13 protein-coding genes are annotated in these 18,066 nt (G+C 60.4%); 11 read left to right on the top strand and 2 right to left on the bottom strand.

What is annotated here, in order from left to right; all coding sequences use genetic code 11:
- Positions 1-34: 34 nt before the first annotated feature.
- Positions 35-5,605, bottom strand: coding sequence for a DUF6543 domain-containing protein (locus MHH62_RS10325; protein WP_339232903.1), 5,571 nt, complete (start codon positions 5,603-5,605; stop codon positions 35-37).
- Between the two features lie 190 nt (positions 5,606-5,795).
- Between MHH62_RS10325 and MHH62_RS10320 the strand changes: the two genes are divergently transcribed.
- The 5 genes from MHH62_RS10320 (at position 5,796) to MHH62_RS10300 (ending at position 9,453) form a co-directional block, all read left to right on the top strand.
- On the top strand, positions 5,796-6,815 hold the full coding sequence (locus MHH62_RS10320) for an alpha/beta hydrolase (RefSeq protein ID WP_019817689.1): 1,020 nt from the start codon (positions 5,796-5,798) through the stop codon (positions 6,813-6,815).
- 58 nt (positions 6,816-6,873) lie between these two features.
- Complete coding sequence (locus tag MHH62_RS10315; protein WP_014717119.1) at positions 6,874-7,527, top strand: DsbA family oxidoreductase; 654 nt, start codon at positions 6,874-6,876, stop codon at positions 7,525-7,527.
- A gap of 227 nt (positions 7,528-7,754) precedes the next feature.
- A complete protein-coding gene (locus tag MHH62_RS10310) occupies positions 7,755-8,675 on the top strand; it encodes an arginase (protein WP_032872911.1) in 921 nt (306 codons plus the stop codon).
- On the top strand, positions 8,672-9,052 hold the full coding sequence (locus MHH62_RS10305) for an EamA family transporter (protein WP_014717121.1): 381 nt from the start codon (positions 8,672-8,674) through the stop codon (positions 9,050-9,052). The genes MHH62_RS10310 and MHH62_RS10305 overlap by 4 nt, the downstream gene beginning before the upstream one ends.
- Positions 9,049-9,453, top strand: coding sequence for an EamA family transporter (locus tag MHH62_RS10300; RefSeq protein ID WP_014717122.1), 405 nt, complete (start codon positions 9,049-9,051; stop codon positions 9,451-9,453). The genes MHH62_RS10305 and MHH62_RS10300 overlap by 4 nt, the downstream gene beginning before the upstream one ends.
- Positions 9,454-9,587: 134 nt before the next feature.
- Here the strand turns inward: MHH62_RS10300 and MHH62_RS10295 are convergent, their stop codons facing one another.
- Positions 9,588-10,358, bottom strand: a complete 771-nt coding sequence (locus tag MHH62_RS10295; RefSeq protein ID WP_020301179.1) for a MipA/OmpV family protein — start codon at positions 10,356-10,358, stop codon at positions 9,588-9,590.
- Between the two features lie 241 nt (positions 10,359-10,599).
- Here MHH62_RS10295 and MHH62_RS10290 point away from each other — a divergent pair, with 241 nt between their 5' ends.
- The 6 genes from MHH62_RS10290 (at position 10,600) to MHH62_RS10265 (ending at position 17,991) form a co-directional block, all read left to right on the top strand.
- Complete coding sequence (locus MHH62_RS10290) at positions 10,600-11,304, top strand: MtnX-like HAD-IB family phosphatase (protein WP_020301178.1); 705 nt, start codon at positions 10,600-10,602, stop codon at positions 11,302-11,304.
- On the top strand, positions 11,297-12,691 hold the full coding sequence (locus tag MHH62_RS10285; RefSeq protein ID WP_003188936.1) for an aminotransferase class III-fold pyridoxal phosphate-dependent enzyme: 1,395 nt from the start codon (positions 11,297-11,299) through the stop codon (positions 12,689-12,691). Before MHH62_RS10290 ends, MHH62_RS10285 begins: the two co-directional genes overlap by 8 nt.
- On the top strand, positions 12,688-13,536 hold the full coding sequence (locus tag MHH62_RS10280; RefSeq protein WP_020301177.1) for an alpha/beta fold hydrolase: 849 nt from the start codon (positions 12,688-12,690) through the stop codon (positions 13,534-13,536). The genes MHH62_RS10285 and MHH62_RS10280 overlap by 4 nt, the downstream gene beginning before the upstream one ends.
- Before the next feature lie 165 nt (positions 13,537-13,701).
- Positions 13,702-14,826 carry a GNAT family N-acetyltransferase gene (locus MHH62_RS10275; RefSeq protein ID WP_020301176.1) on the top strand — a complete coding sequence of 375 codons (1,125 nt, stop codon included), beginning with the start codon at positions 13,702-13,704 and terminating at the stop codon, positions 14,824-14,826.
- Positions 14,826-16,604 carry a HAMP domain-containing sensor histidine kinase gene (locus tag MHH62_RS10270; RefSeq protein WP_032903293.1) on the top strand — a complete coding sequence of 593 codons (1,779 nt, stop codon included), beginning with the start codon at positions 14,826-14,828 and terminating at the stop codon, positions 16,602-16,604. Before MHH62_RS10275 ends, MHH62_RS10270 begins: the two co-directional genes overlap by 1 nt.
- The gene (locus tag MHH62_RS10265) at positions 16,594-17,991 is read left to right on the top strand and encodes a sigma-54 dependent transcriptional regulator (RefSeq protein WP_019817693.1); all 1,398 of its coding nucleotides are present in this window, start codon (positions 16,594-16,596) and stop codon (positions 17,989-17,991) included. The genes MHH62_RS10270 and MHH62_RS10265 overlap by 11 nt, the downstream gene beginning before the upstream one ends.
- Positions 17,992-18,066 lie beyond the last annotated feature (75 nt).

The following is an 18,066-nucleotide window of genomic DNA, read 5'->3' as shown; positions in this document are numbered from 1 at the left end:
GAGCTTTGTTCATGTTGGCCGCAGCGTAACGGCGTCAACCCAATGGCAGGAAGTGGGTTTCGGCGATCGACTTGTCGATGTTGCCGCGCCAGATCCTGGTGTCGGCAAAGGCAGCGCCAGCACCCTCTTTGGCGGCTTGCCATTTCATCCCGAGATATTGCTGATGTTGCAGCTTTAAATGTGCTTTGCGAAAACTGTCGAATGCCGAGTTCGGCGCATCGTAATGAAAATGGGCGTACCAGATCGGTTTGTCGGTTTTCGCCTGCTTGCTCGCCTCGTATATTTCATATTCTTGCAGGTAGTCGTCTTGTCCATCGGGACGCTTTTCGCGCATTTTTTGCCGTGTGCCTTTCTTGCGGATTACCACGCGACCTTTGCCCATCAGGTAATCCAGGTAGCCCTCGGTAGGCGTACTGCTTTGCAGGCTGCGCGTGATACGCAACGCTTCACCGGACTTTTCAAGCGCACTGGCTCGAGTGTTCAGTTGTTCGATGATCGGGTTGTTTGCATCCAGGCTCTGCACTTTGCTGGCGCGGGCACGCAGATCGTTGGCCTCGGTCACCAGCATATGTTCAAGATTGATCGGTTCCATGGTTTTGTAGCTTCGCACCTTATTTTCAAAGGCATCCGCCGCCGCCAAGCGTGCACGGGCGTTCGCGAGCAAGGCGTTTACGTCGGTGGGGAGCTTCGGTGGGGCGGCAACCGTTCGGCTTTGGTTGGTGTTCAAGCGAAAGGTGTTGCTGTCGCCAATCTTGTCCCACACTTCAACAGTCGCCCCATCCGCATCGTTGATGATCAATTGCCTCGGCGACTGCTGGCCGGCCGGCTTCTCGATACCAATCAATAACTGACCCTCTTCAGTTTCAAACACCGTTTGGGTGGTGTTCGATGTTGACTGGGAAGCGGGCTTTTTTATCGTGCGCTGGGCTTTTCGTATCAGGCGGGCAAGATCCTTCTGCAGCAGCGCCAGAAAGCTTTGGTCGAAATGGCTGGGCGATTTTTCGTTCCAGGTTATCAAGTCAAGCGACAAGTCTTCATAGACCTTGATGCAGTTTTGCAGGACCCGGTTGCGTTCGACACGGCTGATGTTGGCATCGGGCAACGTCATGTGGCTGGTGACGGCACGATCGAACTTGCTTCTGGCTCGATGCACTGCGGCCTCCAGAAACAGCCAGTCAATGCTCAAGGTGTCTGGCCGCAGGCTGAGCGCTTGCATGAGATTGCTGCTTCTCGTGCTCGCCATGCGCAGGTCGGTAAACCTGTTTTTCCAGGCATCCAAGTAGGTGGAGACCTCCGTGCGCGTGTGCCTGACGGTGATGCGTTTGACCCACGTGCTCATGTCTTTCATCGAGGCCTCTATCCGGTTCAGCTCATCGAGCAAGTCAAGGCGACACTGTCTGATTTCCTGGGTCAGTGCTTGAAGAGCCCCTGGTGTGTGAGATGAGCGGTTCAGTTGGTGGTTGATCTCGATGATTCGATCGATAAGCACACCGGCCCGGTCTTTTGCATTCTGGATCAGGTGGTTCAGGCGGTCCGCTACGATGTGGGCTGTCCGGTTCAGTTCCTCGGAATAGTCGAGGTCGCGAATATGCACTTGACGCTGTTTAGCCGTTTCGAACGATGCATACAGGTGCTTGGCATCGTCGACGTCTTTGGTCAGCGCGATATCCAGGATTTTGCTGTCCGTTAATTTTTGTGGTGATACGTCTGACGGGGCCGGATAGTCACTGGCAAATTTCTTTAGCTTGCTGGTGGTCTCGCTGACCTGACCGTAACAGGCACGGGCCTGGTTTTGCAGGGATTGGCCGAGTTCGAGGCGCTGCATATTGACCTCAAGCGCGTCTGCAGGCAGTTGCCGAGCGACGGTTGCTGGCACGTTGGCCCGCGCCCGCGATGCGTCACGTCCTGTGCGCCTGCTGCCGCCGCCATAACCCGTGAGGTGGCCGCCATGCAGTGCCGAGTAAGTGTCCCACTGCAACGCGTGGTCCAGGGCAACGGCCGGTGAGTAATACTTGCCCTTGGCGACCAGACGCATCTCGTGAGCCGTTGGGTCAAACTTGACGTTGTAATAGCGCCCCTCACTGAGGATGAAATGCTCGCCAGAGGTGTGGCGCAGGGTATGGCGATAAGGCCCGGTATGTACCGGTTGCAGGCTGTCGATACTGAAGATATGCGGGTGTTCGTAACCGGCAAAACGCTGGCGTGCGGTTGTGCGCTGGTGTGTTTTGACAGAGCGCCAAAAGTTTGGGCGTCGCGGATGCTTGAGCTGGTGGGCGGCGCTCAATCGCCGGGCCGAACTGCCGCGTGAGCCGGGCACGGCCGCCAGCGCAAGGGTATCCATCGCCGCGTATACCAGGCACTCGAACACCGAGGCTAATTGTTCGATGCCATGCCCGCTGTCACCGCGCCTGAAGGCAGCTACGGCTTGGTACAGGCTGGTGGTGGCGTCTGCCAGGGACACTGCAGTGCCGATGAAGGGTACGAACGACAGAGCGATTTTGATGCCGTTGAACACCTTGCCGCTTTTGAGAGAATATTTTTCGTGGGCCAGGTCATCATTGGATCGCGCATCATTACGATGCGCTTCCAGCAAACGGCCCATCTGAGCATTCAACTGATGGGCGGCCAACGAAGTGGTGACTGGCCAGGGGAGTCCGGCCTGTATCATCGCGTCGTAGCCTTTACCGGTGGCATGGTCGATACGACCCAGGTGTGCTCGCACATCACCCTTGATTGCGCGACCCGCCACGTATAGCGCCATGCTGTCGAGACGGCAGAGTTCGAACAGGGCAATGCGCGCCTGCTCAAGATTGGCATAACGGCGCAGGTAGCGTTCGTCAGGCGCGTCCGGAAGGTAAAGCAAGGTGCTGCCCGAGTTTTGTTCCTCGATGAATGTGATGCCCGACAGGGTAATCTGGCTCTCCTGCCGGGTGTCCGCACCACCAACACTCAGATGAGCCGGCAGCAGACGGATGCGCTTCGCGCTGGCGTGCCAGGCGGCCTGGGTATCGGCGTCGATGGCAGTGTTCAACACCTGTACTTCGTCGGCGCTGATGTGGTTCTGCATGTGCGCCAATATGCCCTGCGTTTTGAGCATCAGGCGCAAAGGCTCCACCAGGCATTCGCGGCGGTAGAGTTTTTGATGGATGGATTCGCCCTGGGCGCCCTTGAACGCGTCGAGGATGCGGACTTCGTACTGTTTAGCCAGGTCAAGGCCGGTAACTAGATTCTTCAGGTAGCTTTTTGTGATGCCAGCCTTGAGGGTGTCACGCTCCTCGACATCGTCGGCCGTCACCTGGACAGTCACGAACCCCAGGCGCTGGCTCAGTTCGGCGTCGATGTTGCGTAGCGCCAAGTCGTCCAACGTCATCTGGCTGCGCCTGGCACTGGGTACATCAATGATTTTGACCGGAGTACCCGGTGCGGCGCCGGCAATGATGTCGCGTTTATGCTCCACCGAGTCAGGCAGTTCCAGTTGAAGAGTAAAGCCTTTGCGGATAGAAAAATCCTTGCGTATACGCGCATCGAGCTTGTGCCTGACGAACGCGTCACGCGGTGGCAGGGAGCGCTCCAGCAGCGTCTGGGCATTGTTCAGCGCCGGTATATAGGCGCGTAGCAGGGCCTTGAATGCCTCGCGTTTTTCAACGGGTTGAGTGATCAGCCATGACGGCAGTCGTTCGGCCAGCAGCCGCGCATTATGTTGTTCGACAAGTAGCAGAAACGCCGCCTCACGCGCCGAGTTTTCGGGCACCAACAAGCCAGGCAGCGTTTGCTCCACCCGTTGCTCCAGTTCACCGACGCGCTGTGACGCGTGTTCATCGGCTGACCACGTCTGGCGCACGCGGGCGGCCTGTTCTTCAAAGGCGGCCTGTTGACTGCTCAAGCTGTAGTCGAATGGGTCCTGGGTCAGTGTCGTGAATTGCAGCGCCAGTTGTTGATCCTCGGGCTGAATGCCAAATATCCCATCCTCCAGTGCCTGGCGCGACGAGAAACGCTGCAAACCACCGTCCCTGCCGGGCCAGTAAATGATATGCACGCCTTCACGTGTCCCGGCCGTGGATTCGTCCTGGGGTGGAAGGAAAACCAGTGGCCCGTTGAGTTCGGTGCGGGAAGGCGTTGGATTCCCGGCCTGAGTGACCGACAAGGTCAATGCGACGACATCCGGCGAGGGTGCGGCCAGGGCGTTTTCGATCAGTTGCAGTTCGTCCTCACTTAGTTGATCGAGGGTTCTCTGGATACGCGCTTCGGTCTTGACCCCCTGCAAACGTGCCTGGTACAGCGCGGTGTAGTGGGTGTTGAGCGTGTCGAAATCCAGGGGCGCTCGGTTGAGCATGGCCCGCGCCGCCGCTTCGGCAGCGTGTTGTAGCGCCTTGAGTGCGTCCAGTTGTTGCTTGAATGACTGCCAGCGCTCACTCGTTGGTGTGTCGTTGCCCAACAGGTTTTCCAGGGCGCGCCGTTGGTGCTCGATCAAAGCTTTGCGTTGGCGGGTATCGACACCGTTATGCAGCCGGCCGAATTGGGGAACGGGTGGGGTGCTAGTGGTGCCGACGGCCGATTCCGGGTGTTCAGGCTCCGAGGCAAACAGACAACGGGTTTTACGCATGTCATCAAGCCGGTCGACGTGCTGGAGGGCCAAGTAAGCGTTGTGAATCTGTACGTTCGCAAGCGGGCTCAGCGCGTCCTGATATTGCGCCTCGGTCAATTGTTTCAGCCAAAGGGTGATGCCCGTTTCCAGCGGGTTGTGGCTGGCCTTATAGTCGATCCTTGCCAAAGGATCGACCTCGGTGATGCCGAACAGCGCTTGCTGTCGGTCGAGCAGCCAGCGTTCCAGGTCTTCGCGTCTGCTCAATACCTTCCATGTCGGAACCTGAGTCGGCAGGTACAGCAATTGACTGGCCGGCGTTTCCGTATCGAGGCTCAATACCCAGGCACCAGGCAGGGCGATGGCTGGGGCGTCGTGGGGCTTGAGAAATAGGTGTTCGGTGTAGCGGCGAGGTGTCTGCGCTGTAGCAGACTGCGAATGGAGCAGTGAAAACACGGGATCGAGGATTTCGGCATGCACCTTCCCCGAGGCGAGTGACCGCTCAGCGCTGGCTTCAATGTGAATCCGGTACAGCTCCAGCACCCGCTTGTAGCAAGTTACCGGCGAGCGGGGCGCTCGCTCTGTACGCCAGTAGCGCAGCCAGTGGTCATCCAGGCTTTGTTCCAGGTCCAGGCCCTTGAGCTCGTCGAGCAGCATCGCCGCGGTGTAGCGCGACAACGCGTGGGCCTGCGGCAGGTTGAGCACACGTGCATCTGGCACCTGCGCTGTATCAAGGGCCGGATGCTGTTGCATATAGAGGCAGGCATCTGTCAGGACAATGCGGCTGCGCCCACGTCGCTCGGTGGCGGGAAACTCCAGTGCCACGCGCTCGCCGTCCAATTGAAGCTGCGCTTGGAGCATCCGATTGATGGTGTCGCGCACCGTCGGGATACCCTCCATTAGCACGAGCAGCTCGGCGCGGCAGTTCTGCAAGCGTGGCGTGGCATCGGCGAGCAGGTGTTCGTCGATGGCCGGTTGCATCAGTGGGTGTGTCGCAGGAGGTAGGGCAATGGAAGAAGGCATGGGGCGGATTCGCTCTATCTAAAAGGCCAAAGCCCTATTAGAGATCGACATGCCAAGTGGGCTGCGGCACATAGCTATCGACATGACCGCTGGGCACTCTTCATCAAACTGTCATCGAACTGTGGCAGCGCGCTTGAACAAACTTCATCAGACTCGCGCTCTACTGGGGTTCTGCGTTTTGGTGTTTTTCATGCGTGCGTTGTTTTTAGTGGCCGCTCTCCTGTTCGGCCTGCCGTCTTTTGCGGCTTCTCGGTGTGATGTCAATGTCCCGACCCAAACGGTCGACCTGGCTCAGGTGAGCATCGCCTATCAAAGTATCGGCCGTGCGTCCGACCCTGCGTTGCTGCTGGTGATGGGGCTGGGCGGGCAGTTGATTCACTGGCCGGATGAAGTGGTGGTGGCCCTGTGCGAACAAGGCTTTCGGGTGATTCGCTACGACAACCGCGACGTCGGCCTGTCCACCTGGCGGCAGGCGCCGGCGAGCGCCAACCTGACCTTCGAAGTGCTGCGCTACAAGCTCGGTTTGCCGGTGGCGGCACCCTATACGTTGACCGACATGGCCGACGACGCGCTGGGCTTGATGGATGCATTGCAGGTGCAGCAATTTCATGTCCTTGGCGCAAGCATGGGCGGCATGATCGCTCAACACCTGGCGGCCATGGCGCCACAGCGTGTGGAAAGCCTGACCCTGATCATGACCAGCTCCGGCGCCGAGGGCCTGCCCGCACCGAACGCAGCCCTGGTGCAATTGCTGTCGCGGCGCAGCGCGCCCAATCGTGAGGTGGCGCTGGAGCAACAGGCAGACTTGCTCGCGGCGTTGGGCAGCCCGGATATCAAGGACGATCGCCAGGCGTTGCTGCACCAGGCGGCGCTGTCCTATGACCGCGCCTTCAACCCCGAAGGCGTGAAGCGCCAGATCATGGCGATCCTGGCCGAGCCGAGCCGTGTGCCCTTGCTCAACCAGCTGCGGGTGCCGACCCTGGTCGTACACGGCACCGCCGACCCGTTGTTGCCGGTAATGCACGGCGTGCATCTGGCCGCGCATATCCAGGGCAGCCAGTTGAAATTGATTCCCGGCCTGGCCCACCGTTTTCAGGAAGCGTTCAAGGCGCCCTTGCTGGCGGCGGTGTTGCCCTACCTGCAAGCCCATCGCCAGGATGCCGCGCACTGGGCGCAGATCGATTTGAGCGAGCCTTCGAAGGTGCTGTGAAGGTGGTGTATCGTGCAACCTTTATGTATGCGCATGACTGCCCGCGAGGTTGCCCACCATGAGTACCCCCCTGAAAATCGATTTCGTCAGCGACGTATCCTGCCCCTGGTGCATCATCGGCCTGCGCGGCCTGACCGAAGCCCTCGACCAGCTCGGCAGCGAAGTGCAGGCCGAGATTCATTTCCAGCCGTTCGAACTGAACCCGAACATGCCCGCCATCGGGCAGAACATCGTCGAGCACATCACCGAAAAGTACGGCTCCACGGCGCAAGAGTCCCAGGCTAATCGTGCGCGTATCCGCGACATGGGCGCCGCATTGGGCTTTGCGTTCCGCACCGACGGCCAGAGCCGTATCTACAACACCTTCGACGCGCACCGCCTGTTGCATTGGGCCGGGTTGGAAGGTTTGCAATACAACCTCAAGGAAGCGCTGTTCAAGGCGTATTTCAGCGATGGCCAGGACCCTTCCGACCACGCGACCCTGGCGATCATCGCCGAGAGCGTAGGGCTGGACATTGCGCGCGCCGCCGAGATTCTTGCCAGCGATGAATACGCCGCCGAAGTCCGCGAGCAGGAACAGCTGTGGGTTTCTCGTGGGGTGAGTTCGGTGCCGACCATTGTCTTCAATGACCAATATGCGGTGAGCGGTGGGCAACCGGCGGAAGCCTTCGTCGGCGCGATTCGCCAGATTATCAACGAATCGAAATCCTGAGGCCGAGCACGGAGCAAAATGTGGGAGCTGGCTTGCCTGCGATAGCGGACTGTCAGTTGCAAATGGGCTGGCTGACACACCGTTATCGCCGGCAAGCCAGCTCCCACACGTGATACTCATTGTTTGCAAACATGGCGCTCATCCGAGCGCTGGCCCATCCCTTGCATTACCCCCCTAAAGCCCAACCGGCCTGCGGTTGGGCGCTGCCATTAGGGGTGAAACTTACCTTGAACATTCTAGACCTTGACCACAGCCTCACCGGCCAGGCACCGATTGCCCGGCGGTTGGCCAGCGGTCGGGCCACGCGCCTGGACCTGCTGGACCTGGGCCCGAAATTGCGTTTGTGGTCCACCGAAAAAACCTGGAAGCGTTTCGTCGAGCGCCTGGCCCAACGGCCACGGCCCCGTGACGCGCGCCCGGAAATCCTGTTTGTCGGTTCCGGCGATTATCACCACCTTACGCCGGCGTTTTTGGCCGATCTCAAAGAGCCCGTCAGCCTGATTCACTTTGACAACCACCCCGACTGGGTGCGCTTTGCGCCCAAGCGGCACTGCGGTTCGTGGGTCAACCGGGCGCTGAAGATGCCGGCGATCCAACGCATCGTCACCCTCGGCCCGTGCAGCGATGACCTGCATAACCCGCAACTGCGCGGCGGCAACCTTGGCGCCCTCAAGCGCGGGCGTTTGCAGTTGTTTCCCTGGCAGCATCCGCCGTCCAAGGTCTGGGGCCGGGTGGGGGACGGCGCCGGCCACCAGCAACAGGAAAACCACCTGCATTGGCGCAACCTGGCGGACCTGGATTGGGCAGCCTTCCTCGACCAGATGATTGCCAGCCTGCCCACCGAGGCGATCTGGATCACCATCGACAAAGATGTGCTGGCCAGTGAAGACGCCGCCACCAACTGGGACCAGGGCGGCATGCGCCTGACCCATTTGCTCCAGGCCCTGCGGGCGTTGGCGGCGGGTAAACGCATCATTGGCATCGACATCTGCGGTGAGTTCGCCACACCGGCGTTCAGCAACGCGTTCAAGCGCTGGGAAGCCAAGTCCGACCAGCCGCCACCGGAGCGCTGGAGCCCGCAAGACTTGCAGCGCAATGCTGCAACCAATGAAGCCTTGATCGACCTGTTTGAGGAGCTGTTCCCGTGACCCTGACCGTGGTGTTGTTACTGGCGTTTTCCATCGTCCTCGATGTGATTGGCCAGCTGTGTTTCAAATTGGGCGTGGACCGTTTGCCCCAACTCGATGGCGGTTTTCGCCTGCGTGCGTTCTGGGGCCAGGTGTTCAATGCGCCGCTGCTGTGGGCCGGCGTCGGCGCCTATGTGATTGAGTTTTTTGTGTGGCTCGAAGCGCTGTCCCGTGCGCCCTTGAGTCTGCTGTTTCCGCTGGCGGCGTTGGCCTATTGCCTGGTGGTGTTGGCGGGCAGGGTGGTGCTCAAGGAAACCGTCAGCGGACGTCGCTGGCTGGGCACATTGGTGATCACTTTGGGTGTGATGTTGGTAGCAATCGCGGGGAACCAGGCATGACAACGCAAACAATCAATACCGGCTGGCTGCATGGGCGGCTTGGCACCCTGGTGCTGTGGGCACTGCTGATCGCCACCGAAAGCGCCGGGCAGTTGTTCACCAAGGTGGCCGGCGATCAATTGGGGCCGATGGACTTCAGTTGGCAATGGCTGGCGGACGTGGCGCGTAACCCGGGGATTCTGGCGGCGATTGCCAGCTATCTGGGTGCGTTTTTTGTGTGGATGCTGATCCTGCGGCGTAGCAGTTTGTCCCTGGCGTTTCCGCTGAGTTCGCTGGTGTTTGTGGCCGTATTGCTGGGGTCTTGGCTGGGGCTGGGCGAGCACATCAGCGTGCTGCATTGGGTGGGCGTGGTGGTGATTATCGGTGGTATCGCGCTGTTGGCTGAAGGCGAAGAACACTGAAGTTTGTGCTATGAAACACAGGCTCAATGTGGGAGCGGGCTTGCTCGCGAATGCGGTGGGTCAGTTAAGTGTCGGGTGACGGACACACTGCTTTCGCGAGCAAGCCCGCTCCCACAATTTTGCTCCCGTGTAATTCAGTCGAAGGTGTAGCTGATCGCCGTCTGCACCTGGCCCTGATTCACATGGCCAGCCTCCTTGACGATGCTGCTCTTGGCCGCCGACCCCACCAGGTGTACCCAGCTGGCGCTGGTCAGCAGCGACCAATGGGGCGCCAGGGGGAAGGCGAAGCTTTGGCTCAGCGTCACATTCTGGAAGCCCCCGCTCGCGTTATAGGGCCGCAAGCCTGAAGCGACGGCTTCGTTGTTGTCCACGCCGAAGAAGGTATTGGTCTGGCGCGCATCGGCAAAATGCGCAACCAGGCTATTGCTGCCGATAATCCCGCCACCCACGGGGTAACCCAGTTCGCCGCCGATTTTACCCAGGGCGCCGCTCTGGGAATGCCCGCCGCCCACGGCCTGGCCCAATTGCGCATAGACCCGCCAGAAATTGGCCGGGGCGTATTGGACGAAGCCGCCCACCTCGGCCATGTCCGACACGTTGCGCAGGCCCTGCAATTCGCCGTTGGAAGTACGCCCCGGAAGGTAGTTGATATAGGGGCCAGCGGTCAGGCCGTGGGTATCCAGGGCGCTCCAGGTGAGGCCGTCATCGGTACTCAGGCTGACGTCGCCCCAATCCAGGTCCAGGTAAGGCACAGGCCGGGTTTCGTAGCGGCTGGCGCTGGGGTCGTGGGGCTGATAGCTGAGGCCCGCGCCCACGTCGCCCGTGATGCCTTCTGCCCACGCGGCACTGCAAAGGCCCCACCCTCCAAGTAAACCGGTGAATACAGCAGCAGCGAGCTTGGACATGGAGACGTTTCCTGAAGGTGGGCAGGCGCGCATGAACGCGCAAACCGACGCGCCTGCGCAAGCACTCATGTTGTTTGTAGCAAGCTACAAAAATTGTAGCTTCCGCGACATATATCGCTGCGCATTTCGCGCTCACCCCCAGCCCTGCGGGGTTTTGGCCAGTTGGCACAGTCCCTGCTCTATCCCTTGGCAAGCGCAGACAGCGCGCTCCTCCAAGGCCCTTTACCTAAAGGAAAGGCAGATGATCAACTGGCATATCGTGTGTGACTTCGACGGGACCATTACCCCCACCGATGTCATCGACAACGTCCTCCAACGCTTCGCCGGCCCCGAGTGGGAAACCATTGAGCAGGAATGGCTGGATGGGCATATCGGTTCACGCGAATGCCTGAGCCGCCAACTGGCGCTGATCAAGGCCACCCCGGCTGAACTGCTGGCGTACTTTGACAGCGTCGAGATCGACCCGGACTTCCCGGATTTTGTCGATCACGTCATGGGCCTGGGTGCTTCCATCGAAGTGGTCAGCGATGGCATCGAGCAGGGCATTGCCCGCATCCTTTCGCGCAACTACGTGACCTTGTTGCCGATCCTCGCCAACCGCCTGCGCCAGGTCGACCAGGACAGCTGGCGCATCGACTTCCCGTATGCCAGCGATGCCTGTCGCGCCGCTGCCGGCAACTGCAAGTGCAAATCCACGCCGCGCAACAAGCGCGTGCTGGTGATCGGCGACGGCAAGTCCGACATGTGCGTGGCCTCCACCGCCGACTTCGTGTTCGCCAAGGGCAGCCTCGCCGACTACTGCGTCGCCCACCAGATTCCTCATGCGCGCTTCGACAGCTTTGCGCAAGTGCCGGCGTTGCTGGCCAAGCTGCCACAAGGCCTCGCCGCCAACGCCACCACCTTCAACACCTCTTCTGACAATCAGGAACTCTTCCATCATGTCTGATATCCGTATCGCTACCGCTGAAGACCAGGTGCTTCTGGATAAAGAAGCCAAGTATTGCTCCTACGGCGACACCGTTCACTACATCGAGCCGCCGCGTATTTTCAGCCGCTGCGAAGGCTCCTATGTGTGGGACACCGAAGACCAGGCCTACCTCGATCTGCAGATGTGGTACTCGGCCGTCAACTTCGGCTATGCCAACCCGCGCCTGAACAACGCGCTGAAAAAGCAGATCGACACCCTGCCGCAAATCGCCAGCCAGTACCTGCACAAAGGCAAGATCGAGCTGTCGGAAATGATCGCGGTCGATGCCAAGAACAAGTTCGGCCTCGACGGCCGTGTGCACTTCAACGTCGGCGGTTCGCAGTCCATCGAAGATTCCCTGAAGGTGGTGCGCAACGCCAGCAACGGCAAAAGCTTGATGTTCGCCTTCGAAGGCGGCTACCACGGGCGCACCCTCGGCGCCTCGTCGATCACCTCTAGCTTCCGCTATCGTCGTCGCTACGGCCACTTTGGCGAACGCGCCAATTTCATCCCATTCCCTTACCACTTCCGTGGCCCGAAGGGCATGACCAAGGAAGAGTACGGCAGCCATTGCGTGCAGCAGTTCGCCCGCTTGTTCGAGACCGAATACAACGGCGTGTGGGACCCTAAGACCAACCAGTGCGAATACGCAGCTTTCTATGTCGAGCCGATCCAGGGCACCGGCGGCTACGTGATCCCGCCGATGAATTTCTACCGCGAGCTCAAGCACGTCCTGGACCAGCACGGCATCCTGATGGTGTCCGACGAAATCCAGATGGGCTTCTATCGCACCGGCAAACTCTGGTCGATCGAGCACTTCGATGTACAGCCGGACGTGATCGTGTTCGGCAAGGCGTTGACCAATGGTCTCAACCCATTGGGCGGTATCTGGGCCCGTGAAGAGTTGATCAACCCGAAGGTGTTCCCGCCAGGTTCGACTCACTCCACCTTCGCCTCCAACCCGTTGGGCACCGCGGTGGGCCTGGAAATGTTCAAGATGACCAGCGAAGTCGACTACGGCGCCATGGTCATGGCCAAGGGCAAATACTTCCTGGAAGGCCTGCAAGACTTGCAAAAACGCTTCCCCATCATCGGCGATGTGGACGGCCTGGGCCTGGCGCTGCGCTGCGAAATCTGCGGCCCGGATGGCTTCACCCCGGACAAGGCGACCCTGGACTACATGGTCGAAGAAGGCATGAAAGGCGACATGCTGGTAGACGGCCAGAAGCTCGGGTTGATCCTCGATGTGGGCGGTTACTACAAGAACGTGATCACCCTGGCGCCGTCCCTGGAAATCAGCTACCCGGAAATCGATCTGGGCCTGAAGTTGCTCGAGCAACTGCTGGTGCGAGCAACCACGCGGTGAATGCTCAAGGGATCGACCTCGGTGAAGGTACTGCCGGTTTCGTTCTCGGTGATGGTCCGGTCGGGATCCTGTTGATCCACGGCCTGACCGGCACACCGACCGAGTTGCGCCAGGTCGCCAAGGGCCTGGCCAAGGCGGGCAACTGCACGGTGTATGTGCCCACGCTGGCCGGGCACTGCGGCGACAACAGCGACTTGCAGGCCACCGGCTGGCAGGACTGGTACGAAGGCGTGCGCAAGACCTTCGTACAGGTCAAGCAACGCCACGGGCAGGTGTTTGTCGGTGGCTTGTCCATGGGCGCGGTGATGTCGATGTATGTGGCGTCCGAACACCCAGGGCAAGTCGCCGGGTTGCTGATGTATTCCACCACCTTGAAGTACGACGGCTGGAGCATCAACAAACTGGCGTTTCTCACGCCCTTGCTGATGAAGATTCCGTTCGGCGTGCACATTTGCAGCTTCGAAGAGAAGCCGCCCTATGGCATTAAGAACGAGCGCCTGCGGGCCATCGTAGAGCGGCAGATGAAGGAAGGCGAGAGCAGTGAGGCGGGGTTGCTGACCATGGAAGGCATAACCGTGCGCGAGCTGCACCGCATGAACGCGGTGGTCAAGAAACGCATGCCCCAGATCAAGGTGCCGGCGCTGGTGCTGCATTCCATCGAGGACGACATCACCAGCCGCTGGAACGCCGATTACGTGGAGCGCCACCTCGGCGGGCCGGTGACCAAGATCCTGCTGGACAACTGCTACCACATGATCACGGTCGATTTGCAGTACCGCCGGGTGATCGAGTTGAGTGCCAGGTTTGTCGAGCAGCACGCAGTGCAACTCAATCGTGTGGCGTGATTAATTTACTTGTAGGAGCGAGCTTGCTGTGGCGAGCAAGCTTGCTTGCGCTGGGGTGCGAAGCACCCCCAAAAGCCTGCGACTGCTGCGCAGTCGAGCGGGAGCAAGCTCCCTCGCCACAGCAAGCTCGCTCCTACAGTAGAGCGGTGTTGATAAGGAAAAACTGTGATTACCACCCAAGCCTTCCCGACCATCCGGGCTATCCAGCGCGATGCCTGGAACGACTGTTTTCCCGGTGCCCTGGAGGATTGGGACTATTACCTGGCCGTGGAAAACGCCGCGATCGATGACTTTCAGTGGCGTTACCTGGCGGTCTTCGAGGATCAAACGCTGGTGGCCGTGGCTGCCGCGTTCATCACCCATTATCGCCTCGACACTACGCTGTCGGGGGCCGGCAAACGCTTGACCGAGCGCCTGGAGCGGCTGTGGCCGGGCGTTTTGCAACTGGCGTTGTACGCCATCGGTTCGCCGGTGGCTGAGCGCTGTGATGCCGGTGTCGCCAGCCATGTGGCCGAATCCCGGCGCCCGTTGCTGTTGCAGCAGTTACTGGCGGCTGCGCGCAGCGATGCCAACGCGCTCGGTATCGGCTTGCTGGCGGTCAAGGATGCGCCCACCAACGACCCGCATTGGGCCCAGAGCTGCCTTGCCGCAGGCTTTCAAAGCATGCCCAGTTTGCCCACGGGGGTGTTGCCCCTGCCTTATGGCTCGGTGGATGCCTACCTGGGGTCGCTGGGCAAATCCACGCGCAAGGACCTGCGCCGCAAACTGCGCGCACCAGGGCCGCGGGTCGAGTGGCGGCGCAATATCGATGACGTGCTGCCCGAGGTCATGCGTCTGTATGAGGCCACGCTCGCGCGCGCAGACTTGCAGTTCGAACGCCTGCCCGCTGGTTACTTCACGGGGGTGCTCGAACACCTGCACGAGCGGGCGGTCTGTGTTCTGTACTGGGTGGACGAGCGCCTGGTGGCGTTCAACCTGATCCTGCTGGATGAGCATCGGCTGGTGGACAAGTTCTTTGGCCATGACCTTGCGTTCAGCCGCGAGTACAACCTGTACTTCCGTAGCTGGTTGACCAATGTCGACTACTGTATTGAACACCGTATTGCGCTGTACGAGTGCGGCCAGGCCGGGTATGCCAGTAAACTGCGCCTGGGGTGCGAGTTTGAGGGCAACAGCCTGTTCTTCCGCCACCGCAACTGGCTGGTCAACGGCCTGCTCAAGCTTGTAAAACTGTTTATTCGACCGGATCGTTCCGACCCTGCCATGGCTGCTGCGATAAGCGAAACCTGATGATTACCAAGACCCGCCAGAAAGCCCGCCCCTTTGCCATCTCGCGTTGGAGCGTCCAGCGCAAGCTGGTGCTGGCGTTCTGGCTGGTCAGCGTGATTCCTACGATGATCGCGGCTGAGCTGGCTGCCACCACGCTGTCGCAGATTTTCGACAGTAACGTGCGTATCTGGCTGCAAGAGTCGACCAAGATCGTCAAGGACGAAATCGGCGACATCCTTCACGACAACGCGCGCATGGCCAAGCTGTTCCTGCGCTATACCAGCCCGCCGTCGTCCAAAAATGCCGAGAAGCATGACCGGCTCACCGCCGACATTGCCGATGCCACCGATATCGACGTGGTCGCGCTGATTCGCACCAGCGACCGTAAAGTGATGTTCAGCACGGCCGCCGATGACATCGTCAGGCAGATCAACCTCACCAGCAACGCGGTGCTGCAAACCGTGCAAGTCGCCGGCGTGAGCACGGGCCTGGTGGTATCCACTTTCGAAACCAGCCGTGACGGCGTTGATTACCTGTTGCTGGTCGCCACTTACCTGGACAGCAGTTTCCTCACCAGCGTGGCCGACGTGCATTCCCTCGACCTGCGTTTGTACCTGGCCAACCCTGCCGGTTTTTCCGAAATATTTTCCACCCAGCGCTTCGCCAATCACCCCTCGCGCATCCCCAAGAATGTCGAGGCCTACCTGCGCAGCACCAAGCAGCCCAGCGAGCAGTTCACTAACCAGTACAGCGGTTTGTATTGGCCGATTTTCAATGATGCCGGCGAGTTGCAAGGCGTGATCTTCAGCGGTCTGCTACGCCATACCAGCCTGGTGGGGCTGGTGAACCAGAGCAACTTGTTCGTGCTGATCTTCCTGGTCAGCTCGGCGCTGTCACTGGCGGCCGGGTTGTTGGTGTCGCGGCGCCTGACCAAGCCTCTGCGCGATTTGTCCCAAGGCGTGGATGCGGTGATCTCGGGCAGTTATGCGCACCGTGTGGTGGTCAGTGGCGGTGACGAACTGGCGCAATTGAGCAGCACCTTCAACCACATGACCGAACGCCTGGGCGAGTTGCATCATCTGGAAGCCCAACTGCGCCGGCGTGACCGCTTGCATGCCCTGGGTGAAGTCGCCATGGGCCTGGCTCACGAAATTCGCAACCCACTGGGCATCATCAAGACCGCCACCCAACTGTTGCATCGGCGCGCTGACCTGGCGGAAACCGACAAGCGCCACCTGGAATATGTCATCAGCGAAGTCAGCCGCATCAACGAGCTGATTACCGAGTTCCTCGATTTCGCCAAGCCCAACCCGCCGATACGCGTGCAGCAACCGGCACGCGCCCTGGTGGAAGAAATCCTCGGTTTCTGCGGCCCGGAGCTGAGCAGCCATCGCATTGACGCGCAGATCGACGACCAGGCGCCTGGCGCGACGATCTACGCCGATGCCAAGCAGCTCAAGCAGGCCTGTCTCAACCTGATTCTCAACGCCATCGACGCGATGCCCGACGGCGGGCGCTTGACCCTGGGCATTCGCAGCGTGGGCGACAACACCGTGATCAGCATCGCCGATACCGGCGAGGGCATCCCTGCGGACATGGTGGAGCGTATCTTCACGCCATTCGTCACCACCAAGGCCTCCGGCACAGGCCTGGGCCTGGCCAAAGTCTATTCGATCATGGAAAGTCACGACGGCAGCATCGAATGCGCCAGTGAGAAAGATGCCGGCGCGACCTTCAGCCTGTACATTCCGGCTGACGGTGAAGACGACGGTGAAGATGAGGAAGGGCATGACGCATAACGTATTGGTGGTCGACGACGAGCCCAAGCTCTGTGATCTGCTGACCCAGGCCTTGAGCCAGAACGGCATCCAGGTGTTCAGCGCGGGCAATGGCCTGCATGCGCTCAAGGTGCTGGGGGAGGAGGACATCGACCTGGTCATCAGCGACTGGCGCATGCCGGGCATGGACGGGCCGGCGTTGCTGGCCGAAATCAAGGTGCGTTATCCGACCTTGCCGGTGATCGTGATGACGGCCTACAGCACGGTGAAAAACGCCGTGCAGTCGATGCGTAACGGTGCCTATGACTACATTGCCAAGCCGTTCGACATCGACGAGCTGGACATCACCGTGGCCAAGGCCCTGCAGTTTCGCGACATCATGCGCGACAACGCGCGCATGCGCGCCGAGCTGGACGAGCATGCGCAGTTCGACAGCCTGGTGGGCGATAGCCCGGCGTTTCGCCAAGTGCTCCAGGCGGTGGATTCGGTGCGCGACAGCAACGCTACTATCCTGCTGACCGGCGAAAGCGGCACTGGCAAGGAAATGGTCGCCCGCGCCATCCACAAGCATGGCAGCCGTGCCGACCAACCCTTCGTGGCGGTCAATTGCGCGGCCATCCCTGAAGGCTTGCTGGAAAGCGAGATGTTTGGCCATCGCAAAGGCGCGTTCACCGGCGCCGTGGCTGACCGGGTAGGGCGCTTCATGCAGGCCGACAAGGGCACGCTGTTTCTGGATGAGGTAGGTGATATGCCCTTGGCGCTGCAGGCCAAGATCCTGCGCGCCTTGCAGGAGCGGGTTATCGAGCCGGTAGGCGACCCCCGCGAGCGCAAGGTGGATGTACGAGTAATTGCCGCCACCAACAAGAACCTGCTGGATGCGGTGGCGGCCAAGGAGTTTCGCGAAGACCTGTATTACCGCCTGAATGTCTTCCCGATTCCGTTGCCGTCGTTGCGCGAACGGGTGGAAGACATCGCGCCTCTGGCGCGCCACTTTGCCCACACCCTGAGCGCCACCACCGGCAAACGCATCACCGGTTTCAGCCCCGAGGCGTTGCAGGCCATGGCGGCGTATCACTGGCCGGGCAATATTCGCGAGCTGCAAAACTGCGTGGAGCGCGCAACCATCGTCGCGGCTTCATCGGTGATCGAGGATATTGATTTGCCGGGGTATCTGTTTGCTTCCAAACCGAGCGAGGGCGATGTAACCGCGCTCCTCAGCGACGGCCCAGGCGTGCCGCGGGACCTGGATGCGGCGCTGGCCGAAGTGGAGAAAGCCTACATTCTTGCGGCGTTGCAGGAGAGCAATGGGGTGCAGGCCGCGGCGGCGCAGCGGATCGGCATTTCCGAGCGCAGCTTCTGGTATCGCCTGAAGAAGCTGGGGATTCAGGTAGACAAGATCGTGCGCTGATCTGAGTGTGGGAGCTGGCTTGCCTGCGATGATCGCTCCCACGCTCCGCGTGGGAGTGCCTCTGGTGACGCTCTG

This window comes from Pseudomonas sp. FSL L8-0168 (assembly GCF_037976155.1).
Taxonomy (GTDB): Bacteria; Pseudomonadota; Gammaproteobacteria; order Pseudomonadales; family Pseudomonadaceae; genus Aquipseudomonas; species Aquipseudomonas paracarnis.
The sequence above is the reverse complement of the archived record's forward strand: the minus strand, read 5'-3'. Positions and strand labels throughout refer to the sequence as shown.